Here is an 11,766-nt window from a genome sequence, read left to right as displayed (position 1 = left end):
GCGAGGCAGGACGCTCGAACTGGTTCATCGTTGGTCTCCTTCGCGGTACGAGAGCAGCTTCGGTACCTGCTCGTCCGCCAGGAAGCCGAGGAGAAGCTGGTTGACCACGTGCGGCTTCTCCATCACCAAACCGTGCGAGGTGCCCGGGACGACCGCGACCTGGGCATCGGGAAGCGCCCGCCGAGCCGCCGCCAGGTGCTCGAGCGTCATCCCACCGTCGTCGGCGGCGAGCAGGAGCGTCGACGCGACGACATGCTCGAGGTCGGCGATGTCGACGCCGGTCTCTCCGGTCCACAGCGTGCGCAGCTTGTCGAGGACGACTCCGAAGTGGCCGGGCCCGTCGGGCGACACCGCGCCGTACAACTCCACGAACGGCGGCGGGGCGGTGTCCACCGACATCGCGGCCAGGAACGGCACCAATCCCGGAGGCGCATCGGCGAGGGTCACGTATTGGTCGATCCACACGAGCTTGCGCACGAGCTCCGGCCGCCGCAACGCCACCAGCACACCGACGAGAGCGCCGTCGCTCCAGCCCACGAGGTGGGCCGACTCGATGCCGAGCGTCTCCATGAACGCGATCGTGTGCCGCGCCATGTTCTCGTAGGTGATCGGCCCGTCGATGTCGGGGGTGCGTCCGTGGCCGTAACGCTCGGGCACGTACACCCGGTACTGCTCGGCGAGCGCGGGGGTCTGGGGGTCCCAGGACTCGGCGGGACACAGGCCCCCGTGGAGCAGGATCACCGGCTCGCCCGTCCCGGTCACCTCGTAATAGGTCTGGACCCCGCCGACCTCGACGTAGTTGCCGTTGCGAGGGTGAACCCCTTGGGTGGTTGCCTCGCGGGTGGGAGCCTCGTGGGTGGTCGTCATGTCGTCTCCTTCAGCCGGAGCTGTCGACGACATCCTCCTCGCCGGGGCGGATGGGCACATCCGTGGAATCACGAGTTCTAAGGATCAACTCGGCCCGACTGCGCGCGTTGAGCTTGCTCAGCAGCGACGAGGCGTGCGCCTCGACCGTCCGGATCGAGACGTACAGCTGCCGCGCGATCTCGGCGTTGGGCAGTCCCTGGCCGATGAGCCGCAGAACCTCGGCCTCTCGTGCGGTGACACCGTGCTTTGCGAGGTTTGGCGGCACAGGTACCGCGGCGCGGCGGCGCCGCGGCACCGCGCCACCGGCGTCGCGCAACGCCTGCCGGACGCGGTCCGCCTCGAGGCTCGCGCCGGCTGCGTCGTAGAGGTCGAGGGCCTCGCGTAGCCAGCGGGCCCGGGCCGGCCCGCCGATGACGTGTGCGCCGACGACGCGCATCAGTGCGATGTCCAGCGGCATTCGATCAGGGGCGCCGGCAATGGCCGCGTCGAGGCCGTCGGCATCGCCCGCGAGCAGGGCCTCCGCCGCGGAGACGAGCACGGGTCGGCTGTAGAAGCGGGCGAGGTCCGGCGTCGCGCGTGCATCGGCGAGCGCGGCGGCGGCGGCGTCCGGCCGACCCGCAGCGGCCAGTGCCCACGGCAACATGCACAGGCTCGGCATCGGGACGACGCCCGGCATGGCGCGCGCGAGCTCCGCGCTCCGCTCGAAGCAGCGGATGGCCTCGTCCCAGTGGCCGGCGCGAAGTGCGATGTCGCCCCGCATCGCCGCGGTCTGGAGCAGCAGGTCCGGCGTGGGCGCGATCGCTTCCGCCTCGGCCAGCTCCTCCTCGACCGACTCCACCAGATGGCTACGGGTCATCGCGTGCGAGGCCACCAGATAGGCGAGCTGATCGAGACGCAGTGACCGGCATCGGGCAATGGCGTCGTCGAGGAGCGACATCGCGGCGCCGAGGTCGCCGTAGACGGCGAGCGCGATGGCGAGGTTCTCCTCCGCCCAGGCGAGCTCGACGAGCGACCCGGCGCCGCGGGCCAGCTCGACGGCCTCGCGGAGGCGTTGCGGCGGCTCGCCGGCGAACAGCTCGACCTTGCCGAGCTGGACCACCGCACGGAGCTGCGCCTGGGTCCTCCCCGCCGCCAACGCGTCCCTCGCTTGCCGTGACCACGACCCGCGGGCCGCCTCGCGGTCGCCCGTGAAGTCGAAGGCGCGGCCCTCGAGGTCGAGCGCAGCCAGCCGGTCGTCGATGCCGGCGTGCGGTGACTCCAGGACGCGGTGCGCACAGCCGAGCGCTTCGACCGCGTCCCCGCGAACGAGTGCCAACCGACCGGCAGTCAGGATGAGCGGGGGCGAATCGTCACCCTCCGCGAGTGCGACGGCAATGATCGCCTCGGCGACTTCCGGGCGACCGGCATCGAGCGCGCAGGATGCGCGGCGGAGGCGGCGCTCGGGCGTGTCACCGTGCTCGGCGACTGTCGCCTCGTCGAGGTCGAGGGCGTCGGACCAGCGACCCTGCGAAGCAAGCGTTCGCGCCAGCGCGTCCGCCGCCGCCGCCCGGACCGACGCCGCTCGCGCGGCCGAGACTGCGGCGGAGGCCGCACGCTCCGCCGCGAGCAGCGCGTGGTCGTTCAGCCAGCCGTCGGCCGCGACGGCGAGTGTGGTCGCGACTTCGTCATGCGCGCCGAGCGCCATCAGGTGTCCGGCTCGGCGTTCGAGCGCCTCGGCGTCCACAACGCCTTCACCGCTGAGCGCCGCCACGGCTCGACGGTGCATCGCGTCGACGAGGTGCGGGACGGTCGTGTCGAGCACCGCCTCGCGGATGATCGCGTGACGGAACGCGGTGGAGCCGCCGCTCGTCTCCAGCAAACCCGCCCGGACGCCGGCAGCCAGCGCGTCGGCAATTCGCGCGTCGTCGGCGTCGGCAACGGCCCGCATCACGACGGGGTCGAAGTCGCCGACCACGGCGCCCGCGACCACGACCTCACGCTCCGGTTGGTCGAGGAGCGCCAGACGCGTGTCGACGAGATCGCGAATCGTGCCCGGAACCTTCCTCGCGCCACCGCGCCACGTGGCACCCGCGTCGTCGACGTGCACTGTTCCCATGCGAACGTGCCCGCGGACGAGCTCTTCGACGAGCAGCGGCACGCCGTCGGTGCGTGCGAGGACGTCGGCAACGAGCGGCGACGGCGGGTTGGCGTCGAGGAGCGCGGCGACGAGGTCGCCGACGGCTCGTTCGTCGAGCGGCAGCACCTCGATGACGTCGGCGAGACCGTCGCGGCGCAGGAGCCGCGCCAGCTCGTCGGCGTCGCGCGACTGCGACGGACGCATCGTCCCGACGAAGGTGAGGCCCTCGACCCGTGCGTTCACGACGTAGCGGATGGTCTCCAGGCTCTCGGGATCTACCGCATGCAGGTCGTCGGCGATCAGCACGGCACCGTCGGTCGTCGCGATCACCGCGCGAAGCAGTTGGACGACGCCCTCCAGCGCGAGGAGGCGACGCTGTCCGGGTTCGAGCTCGGCGGCTGCCGCCACGACCGGCCACTCGGGGAGCACGAGCCCGAGACCCCGATCGAACGGACCCATCGGATCGGTCACCGGGTGGGTTCGCAGCCATGACCGGAGCGCGTCGCTGATGACGCTGAACGCGGCCGGCGTCGCGATCGGCGCCCGGCCCGACAGCACTGCGATCCCCAGTCGCTCGGCGACGGCCGCCGTCTCGCTGACCAGCCGTGTCTTGCCGATCCCACCCTCGCCGACGAGAAGGGTGCACGTGGCGCGACCGACGCGGGCGTCGTGCACGGCGCGCCGCAGCACGTCGAGCTCCGGATCGCGGCCGACCACGACGGAGGCCCGGGTCAGCCCGAGGTCGCCAGGCATCCGGACAGTCTGCTGCGCTACGACTGGTGGTTCCACGGATGTGGCCCCGGGTCGATTCCGGCACGATCATCCCAACCAGGGCCACGCCGGCCTCGAGCAAGGGAGCACGAGATGTCCCTCGAAGATGTGATGCCGATCGTGATGCAGTGGGCGACCGCCACCGAGGCGCTCGCGGCATTGGGAGCCGAGCTGAGAGCCGGTCAGCCCGGCGTGGAGGTGCCGCCCGAGATCGTGGCCGCGCTCGAGGCGGTTTCGACCACCGCAGGCATCACCGATCTCGCGGAGCTCGCGCCTCCTCAGCAGGCGATGCTCCTCGGCATCATTCGCCTGTACCTGCACCAGGCGGTGGAACTGGTCGACAACCCCGACCGCGCCCCCGGATGGACCTATGACGATCCCGCCATCCTCGACGGGTTCGGCCGAGGCTCGGCGATGATCCCGGCGCTCATCGCGTCGGCTCACCCTGATCTCACCCAGGTCACGAGCTTCCTCGACGTCGGTACCGGGGTCGGGCTGCTCGCCGTCGCCGCTGCCAACGTGTGGCCGAAGGCCACCGTCGTCGGCATCGATCCCTGGGAGCCGGCGCTCGAGCGGGCTCGGCCCAACGTCGCGCAGGCCGGGCTCGAGGACCGCATCACCCTCCGTCGTCAGGACCTCGCCACCCTGGACGACGTCGACACCTACGACTGCGCCTGGATACCGACCTTCTTCCTCACCGAGCCGGTTCTCGAAGCGGGGCTCGCGGCGGTCGTCCGCGCGCTGCGCCCGGGCGGCTGGGTCGTGCTCGGACTCAATCGTCAGGCGCAGGACCCGCTCGCCGCGGCGCTCGCCGCACTTCGGTGGACTCGCAGTGGCGGCGGCTCGCTGGACGGCAAGGTCGCCATCGACCTGCTCGTCGCCGCAGGATGCGACGAAGTGCACGGTGTGCCGCCGGCCGGGCCCGCTCCGATCGAGTTGATTCTCGGTCAGCGCCCACCCTCGTGAGCGACCGGGATGTCATAGCGCTCGACGTAGGAGGCGAAGCGCTCGGCGATCTCGCGCTCGGCGAGGCCGAACTCGGCGAGGTCATAGCGGTGCTCCCCGAACCTGCCGCTGCGGTTGTCGGCGACGTATGAATCGACGGCGGCGCGCGCCTCGTCCGTGAGGCGATCGCCGAAGGCCTCGTAGATGCGTGCCACCGTGTCGGCCGGGGCCTTCAGCAAGTCGTCGTACTGCACATCGAGGACGGGGTGCTCGGGATGAGCCGCCCGGAAGGCGTCGATGCGACTGATCGATGTCTGCAGCATGGCCGTCCAGTGGTCGGCGATGTAGCGCCGGTGGTCGAAGTCGCTGAAGGTCGCCGACAGCGTGTGGATGAGGCTGCACACCGAGCCGCAGAGCACGACCGGATCGCGATGCAGGAGCACGAGTCGGGCGTCGGGGTAGACAGCGGTCAGCGCGTCGAGCGCGATGGCGTGGTGCGGGCTCTTGAGCGTCCATCGCCCCCGTACGCCGCCAGCTTGGAGGACCTGGAGCACGAGCCGGTGATACTCGTACGCGGAGCGCTGATCGACCGTGCGTAGCCACCGGCCGTAGGTCGGGACGTTGGCGATCGCCTCCCACGACAGGCTCTTGAAGTCCTGACTCATGACCGCGATGCACTCGGTGGGGCCGTCGGCCTCCTCGTGGTGGACGGCCGCCATCTTCGGATTGAGCTGCTCGAGCACGCCGGCGCTCGCTCGGACGGCGTCGACCCGGGGGCCCGAACGGAAGGTGGCGGGCGTTGGTGGCGGCGCGCTGTCGCCGGCCTCCCACCGCAACAACGCACGGTTGCCGGGATCTTGATCCAACAGGTTGCTCAGGAACGTCGTCCCCGCTCGGAACATGCCGATGACGATCAGTGGCGCGTCGATGCGTTCGTCGTGGACGTCGGGGTGGCGGGCGGCCCAGTCGACGACCCTGAGCCGGTTGGCCAGGCTAGCGACGATGGTCCCCTGCACCGCCATCACGCCGACATCGTTGAGCTCGGCCTCCGAGAAGGCCGACTCGCAGTAGACACCGAGACCCTCCCGGAAGTCGTCGCTCCCGAAGTCGTCGAGGCCCGTTTCCTTGCAGGCCTCGGTGACGAGGTCGTCCGCGCGCGTCACGCCGGGAGGGACAGATCGACGACGGTCCGGCCGCGCGTGCGCCGCTGTTCGTGGTCCTCGAGCGCGGCGGCGACCTGCCCGAGGCTGATGCGCCGCCCGATGAACGGACGGATGGCACCTTCTGCGACGAGCTTGCCCAAGGCGGCGTGCACCTCTTCTCCGCGCTCGGGCGGCGTCGGTACGACGCCGAACTGCCGCATGCCGAGCGACGCCGGCATGTAGGCGAGCAGCACGCCGACCACGGAGAAGTTGCCCATCGACACCTTGCGCAACGGCCTTCCGGTGAACCCGGACTCGGGGTCGTCGTTGAACCCGACCGGGAGGTAGCGGCCTTCGTAGGCGACGCAGGTCCAGATGGTCTCGGTACCCGGGCCCCCGACGAGGTCGCACACCACGTCGGCTCCGCGCTCGTCGGTGTGGGCCATCACCTGCTCGAAGATGTCGTCGGACAGGTGGTCGATGGCGAGCTCGGCGCCGAGCTTCCGACACAGCTCGCCCTTCTCGCGCCCGCCGGCGACGGCGATCACGTGGGCGCCGGCGGCCGCGCCGAGCTGGATGGCTGCGGTGCCGAGCGAGCTGGCTCCGCCGACGACGAGCAACGTCTCGCCGGGCTGGAGCTTGGCCCGGAGGTGCAGGGCCAGGTACGTGGTGTGGAACGGCAGCAGGAATGCGGCCGCCTCGATGTCGTCGAGCTCCGAAGGGGCGTCGAACACGCTGCTCACGGGCGCCAAGGCGGCGTCGGCCATGCCACCGAAGGACAGCGCGCACATCGCCACGACGCGGCGTCCGATCCACTCCTCGGCCCCTGCCCCGGCGGCGTCGACGACACCGCACACGTCCATGCCCAGCGTGAACGGTGGCTGCGCCATCACGCTGGCGATGCCTCCACGGCAGCGGGCGATGTCGCCGAAGTTGACCGCCGCGGCGGACACGGCGACGCGCACCCCACCCGGCTCGACGTCCGGGACCGGGATGTCCTGGACCTCGATGACCTCCGTGGGCCGACCGTGCCTGACGACTCGAACCGCTCTCACCGGGCCTCCCAACCACAACGAGCAACGGTCGGTCTACCACTGGTGACACCGGGCGGACGCGGCCGCGCACCCCGGCGACGACGGCCGGCCGTGGCTCTGCTTCTGGTGGCTCCGCCGGCGCCGCGCCTGATCCGTCTTGTCAGGTCGGACAGGCGAGTCGACCGGCTCCGAGGTAGTACGGGCCGGAGTCGGTCGAGCCGGCGTCAACCGCGATGACGTCGGCGCCGAGGGTGATACCGCGTCGAACGGTGTCCGCCGGGAACCCGCCACCGAGCATCCCGACAGGCACCAGGACGCGAACGAGCGGTTCGCTCACCGTCGTCGCGGTCGAGTGGCATCGTTCACCGACACCGCGAGGAGGGCGGCGACGGCAAGCGGAAGCAGCCACCACCAGTCGGCGACCTCGCGGGTGACCGCGAAGACGACTCCGATGGACACGGTGACTCCCAGAGCCAGGCGCCAGTCGTCGCCGATGATGAAGTCGTACCAGAACCTGCCGAACGTGCGGAGGTTCGTCATGCCGGTGCTCCGGCCAGCTCGACCCGAGCGTGACGGCGCCGCAACATCCACACGAGCACGGCGCTGGTGCCGAGGACGTACACGAGAAGTCCTACGAGTGAAGCATCGCTGCCCGGCCAGGCGACACCGGCACCCTCACCGGCCCAGAAGATCCCAAAGGTCGTGAGCATCACTCCGACCGCGTACTTCATCGTGTTCTCGGGCACCCGACTCAGCGGACGGTGCACGGCCAGTCCGACGAGCAGCACGACCACGGCGGCCGCCATCGCACCGATCGCAGCGGGGGCGACGTCGTGTTGCGCTCCACCGAACGTGGCGACGATGAACGCGACCTCGAGTCCTTCGAGGAAGACACCTTTGAACGACACCGTGAACGTGTACCAATCGATGCCGGAGCCTTCGCGTGCGGCGGCGCGGGCGGCGCGCTGCTCCTCGGCGAAGATGGCATCTTCGTCGTGCAGGGCTTTGAAGCCACTCGATCGCAGGATCGCCTTGCGCAGCCATTGCAAACCGAAGATGAGCAGGATCCCACCGACGAAGAGCCGCAGGCTGTCGATCGGCAGAACGGCGAGCGCAGGCCCGAGCGCGGCAACCACGACCGCGGGCGCCGCGAGGGCGGTCCCGGTCCCGATGAGCGCCGAGCGCCACCCTCGGGTCACGCCGACGGCCAGCACGATCGTGAGCGCCTCGATCATCTCGACCGCGCAGGCCAAGAACGAGGCGACCACGAGCAAGACCTGATTCGTCACGCCCTTGGTCCGGGTTCTGTGTAGTATTTACTACAATGACGAAAGAGTATGACGATAACACTACATTCAGCCCCGCGTCTCGTCTAGGTCGGATCACCGGCGCCGCAGAGCGCCGCGTTGCCGACTACCTCGTTCGGAGCGGGTCGAAAGCGGCTCCGATGTCGGCGCAGGAGATCGCGGCCGCGGTCGGCACCAGCGACGCCACGGTGGTGCGCACCGCTCGGACCCTCGGCTACGCCAACCTCCGGGAGCTTCGTCGCGCCCTGGCGGACGAGAGCGACGAAACCGACCTGGCCACCCGGCTCCAGGCCACCATCGGCGACAGCCCAACCGCGCACGACGTCCTCGCGACCGCTGTCGAGCGCCACCTCGAGGCGCTCAACACGCTGCTGCGCCGTGTCCCCGCGGCCGACTTCGACCGGGCGGCACGCGTGCTCTCCGACGCCGCCCACGTCTGGTGGTGCGGCACCGGCCCGTCCGCGCATCTCGCCGATTACGCCGCGTTCCTGTGTCGACGCCTCGGAACCCCGTCAGGATCGTTGACCCACGCCGGCACCGACCACGCCGACGAACTGCTCTCTCTTCGCGCCGATCACGTCGTCGTCGTGCTCGCCTACGGCCGCGTCCATCCGTACGTACGCGTCCTCCTTCATCACGCCGCCGATGTCGGCGCTCACGTCGTGCTCGTCACCGACACGCTCGGCGGACGCCTCGCCACACCGATCGCCGCGCCACTCAATGCCGGTCGCGGGACACCGGGCCGGTTCGCCACCCACGGCCCCACCATGGTGCTGCTCGAAGCACTCGTCCTCGCCACCGCCGCCGCCCACCCCGACCGCTCCGACACCACCCTCGCCACGCTCAACGACCTCCGACGATCCCTCGCCGGAAAACGGGTCGACGTCGACCCCGACTGACGGCCCACCGACGAACAACCGAGGCCCGGGTGTCATGGGGGGTGGCTCGGCCGTCTCAGTCAGGCGGTTCGACGGGCGTCGTCGTGACCGCGAGGACCTGTCCGATGCGTCGGACGTCGCCACGCACGTGACGGCCGAGCGACGAGGCCGCGAGGCGCCCGACGCGTCGGGGGATCGCCTCGAGCACGGCAACGTGCGTCTGGTCGTCGCCGATCGGGTCGGCGCACATTCCCACGACGTACAACCGCGCGGGCGCGGTCATCAGGCACCACCCCTTCGGCTCGAGGAGGACGTCGAACGACATCGGCAGCACACCGCCCGGGCCTTGCCAGGTCGTCATCTTCAGGCCGTCGTCGTCGCGTCGACGGATTCGTAGCCTGCGGACTTGGCCGTCGAACGCGGGCACGCTCCGCTCGATGTCGGAGAACCAGGTCCACACGCGATCGAACGGCGCGTCGACGATTGCTTCCGCCACTCGCGCGTTCGGCACCGCCGCGCCGAGGACGCGCATGCGCCGCACGTTGCCGAGCTCGACCGCGGGCCAGTCGTCGAAGCGCGATCGTTCGCTCACGCCGTCCACCGCTCTCGGAACCCGCGACGGGCGCGGTGCAGCCTCGACTTCACGGTCCCGACAGGCGCGTGCAAGATGGCCGACGCCTCCTCCTCTGACATCCCCTCGAGATCGCGCAGCACGAGGATCCCCCGCTGATCGGGCGCCATCGTCGCCAGAACGGCGCGCACGTCGATCGCCCTTTCCACATCACCCGCCGACGGTCCGTCGAGGTCGGCCACGGGGGGCGACGCATCCGCCCGGCGCGCCACTCGTATCGACTCGTGCACGGCGATGCGGCGCGCCCAACCGTGGATGGCGGCCGCCTCCCTCAGTGACCCGAGATTGCGGAGCACGACGATCAAGGTCTCCTGCAGCGCATCCTCACCGTGCCGTGGCGCGATCGACGCGCAGATCCGCCCGAGCCTGGGTGACAGCTCCCGCATGAGCGCGTCCATGGCCCGCGGGTCACCGCCCTGTGCGGCCCGGACCACGTCCTCCACGTTCTCAAGAGGCCGGGAACCTTCCGAAGGTTCCCTGCCTCTTCTCGGGCTGAGATCTGCGAGCAAGGAGCCGAAGATGGGAAGGCGCAACATCACGGTCATCGGTGGAGGGATCGCCGGTTTGGTCGCCAGCATCGCAGCCGCCGAGACCGGCGCGTCGGTGATCGTCCACGAAGCCCACGGGATGCTCGGTGGCCGGGCCCGCTCGACCGCCGGCGACTTCGTCGCCAACCACGGGCCCCATGCCATCTACACCGATGGCCCGATGTGGGCCTGGTTGAAGGATCGACGGCTCACGCCCAAAGTCGCTCGCCCTCGGCTCACGGGTCTGCGGTTCCGCGTGGACGGACGTTCTCGCGGCACGCCACCCGCCACGTTCGTGCGTGCCCTCGCGTTGCTGCGTCGTCGGGCACCGCACGACGTCGACCTCCGGACCTGGGCCGCGAGCCGCGCCGGTGACGAGGTGGCGGCCACGCTCTCCTCCGCGTGCGGAGTGTTCTGCTTCGACCACGACCCGGGCCGGCTCAGCGCCGCGTTCGCGATCGAACGGGCCCGTCGCGCCTTCAGGGTGCCACCCAGCGCCCGGTTCCCGGTCGGCGGGTGGACGTCCCTCGTGGACCTCCTGGCCGGCCGGGCGCGTGAGCTCGGCGTGCAGATCGCGTTAAACAGTCCCGTCGACCGGCTGCCGGCACCGCCGGTGATCATCGCCACCGACCTGCGCGCGGCCCGCCGGCTGCTCGGCGACGACTCGCCGCACTGGACCGGCACCCGTACGATGCTGCTGGACGTCGGCCTCGTGTTCGACCGACGCGACCCCACAATCGTCAGCGACCTCGACGAAGCCGGATGGGCCGAACGGTTCTCCGCGCAAGATCGGTCGCTCGCGCCGACCGGTCACTCGCTGCTCCAGGTCCACCTCGGAGCGCGCCGCGACGAAGGCCTCGACGCCGCGCTCGTCCGCATCGAGCGATTGCTCGACGAGACCGTCGCGGGTTGGCGGGAACGAGAAGTGTGGCGACGGCGACAGCTCGTCACCGACTCATCTGGTGCACTCGATCTCCCGGGCATGACATGGCACGACCGACCCACGATCGACCGAGGCGACGGCACGTTCCTGGCAGGCGACATGGTCGCCGCGCCCGGGCTTCTCGGCGAGGTCGCATGGGCGAGCGCCATCGAGGCGGCGGCGCTCGCGGTGGGATCCGACGGGCCCGGCGCTCAGGGGTGGGCGAACGACGCGGCGCCGTCGACCGTGAAGGCGAGATCGTCGAGGTAGCAGTACCACCAGTCCTCACCCGGTTCGTAGGACTGGATGATCGGGTGGTGCTGTGAGGCGAAGTGCGCGGTGGCGTGGCGGTTCGGCGAGTTGTCACAGCAGCCGACGTGGCCACAGGACATGCACATCCGCAGGTGCACCCACTGGCCGCCGATGCGCAGGCAGTCCTCGCACCCGGTGCTGCTCGGGGTGACGTCGACGGCCTGGTCGAGGTGCGTGCAGGACTCGCTCACGCGAGCTTCCTCGGAGCAAGCTGATCGACCTTGCGAGCACGAACGAGTGTGACCATGGCCCGATCGACACAGTAATGCGCTCGGCCGCGTAGGCGAAGAACTCAGCCATGACATCTCCAGCTG

General features: G+C 70.5%; 12 protein-coding genes. 3 read left to right on the top strand and 9 right to left on the bottom strand.

Going from position 1 to position 11,766, the window contains the following annotated elements:
- Positions 1-24 precede the first annotated feature (24 nt).
- Entirely contained in the window at positions 25-867 is an 843-nt protein-coding gene (locus E6G06_18870; protein ID TML87198.1) for an alpha/beta hydrolase, read from the bottom strand.
- Between the two features lie 10 nt (positions 868-877).
- Positions 878-3,736 carry a hypothetical protein gene (locus E6G06_18865; protein TML87197.1) on the bottom strand — a complete coding sequence of 953 codons (2,859 nt, stop codon included), beginning with the start codon at positions 3,734-3,736 and terminating at the stop codon, positions 878-880.
- A 111-nt stretch (positions 3,737-3,847) separates the two neighbouring features.
- Between E6G06_18865 and E6G06_18860 the strand changes: the two genes are divergently transcribed.
- The gene (locus E6G06_18860; protein ID TML87196.1) at positions 3,848-4,720 is read left to right on the top strand and encodes a class I SAM-dependent methyltransferase; all 873 of its coding nucleotides are present in this window, start codon (positions 3,848-3,850) and stop codon (positions 4,718-4,720) included.
- On the opposite strand, the gene E6G06_18855 is transcribed toward E6G06_18860, so the two are convergent.
- From E6G06_18855 to E6G06_18840, 4 genes are all read right to left on the bottom strand, one after another.
- Positions 4,702-5,862 (bottom strand): sulfotransferase, encoded by a 1,161-nt coding sequence (locus E6G06_18855; GenBank protein TML87195.1) that lies wholly within the window; start codon positions 5,860-5,862, stop codon positions 4,702-4,704. The genes E6G06_18860 and E6G06_18855 overlap by 19 nt on opposite strands.
- Entirely contained in the window at positions 5,859-6,896 is a 1,038-nt protein-coding gene (locus E6G06_18850; GenBank protein TML87194.1) for a zinc-binding dehydrogenase, read from the bottom strand. The genes E6G06_18855 and E6G06_18850 overlap by 4 nt, the downstream gene beginning before the upstream one ends.
- 312 nt (positions 6,897-7,208) lie before the next feature.
- Positions 7,209-7,415 (bottom strand): hypothetical protein, encoded by a 207-nt coding sequence (locus E6G06_18845; protein ID TML87193.1) that lies wholly within the window; start codon positions 7,413-7,415, stop codon positions 7,209-7,211.
- Positions 7,412-8,164 (bottom strand): hypothetical protein, encoded by a 753-nt coding sequence (locus E6G06_18840; GenBank protein TML87192.1) that lies wholly within the window; start codon positions 8,162-8,164, stop codon positions 7,412-7,414. The genes E6G06_18845 and E6G06_18840 overlap by 4 nt, the downstream gene beginning before the upstream one ends.
- 35 nt (positions 8,165-8,199) lie before the next feature.
- Between E6G06_18840 and E6G06_18835 the strand changes: the two genes are divergently transcribed.
- The gene (locus E6G06_18835) at positions 8,200-9,081 is read left to right on the top strand and encodes a MurR/RpiR family transcriptional regulator (protein TML87191.1); all 882 of its coding nucleotides are present in this window, start codon (positions 8,200-8,202) and stop codon (positions 9,079-9,081) included.
- A 55-nt stretch (positions 9,082-9,136) separates the two neighbouring features.
- Here the strand turns inward: E6G06_18835 and E6G06_18830 are convergent, their stop codons facing one another.
- Together E6G06_18830 and E6G06_18825 are read right to left on the bottom strand one after the other, a co-directional pair.
- Complete coding sequence (locus tag E6G06_18830) at positions 9,137-9,652, bottom strand: hypothetical protein (GenBank protein ID TML87190.1); 516 nt, start codon at positions 9,650-9,652, stop codon at positions 9,137-9,139.
- A complete protein-coding gene (locus tag E6G06_18825) occupies positions 9,649-10,227 on the bottom strand; it encodes a sigma-70 family RNA polymerase sigma factor (GenBank protein ID TML87189.1) in 579 nt (192 codons plus the stop codon). Before E6G06_18825 ends, E6G06_18830 begins: the two co-directional genes overlap by 4 nt.
- Between E6G06_18825 and E6G06_18820 the strand changes: the two genes are divergently transcribed.
- Positions 10,211-11,410, top strand: a complete 1,200-nt coding sequence (locus tag E6G06_18820; protein TML87188.1) for an FAD-dependent oxidoreductase — start codon at positions 10,211-10,213, stop codon at positions 11,408-11,410. The genes E6G06_18825 and E6G06_18820 overlap by 17 nt on opposite strands.
- Here E6G06_18820 and E6G06_18815 read toward each other — a convergent pair.
- The gene (locus E6G06_18815) at positions 11,353-11,757 is read right to left on the bottom strand and encodes a UBP-type zinc finger domain-containing protein (GenBank protein ID TML87187.1); all 405 of its coding nucleotides are present in this window, start codon (positions 11,755-11,757) and stop codon (positions 11,353-11,355) included. The genes E6G06_18820 and E6G06_18815 overlap by 58 nt on opposite strands.
- Positions 11,758-11,766: the final 9 nt, after the last annotated feature.

The organism is Actinomycetota bacterium (genome assembly GCA_005888325.1).
Classification (GTDB): Bacteria; Actinomycetota; Acidimicrobiia; order Acidimicrobiales; family AC-14; genus AC-14.
The sequence above is the reverse complement of the archived record's forward strand: the minus strand, read 5'-3'. Positions and strand labels throughout refer to the sequence as shown.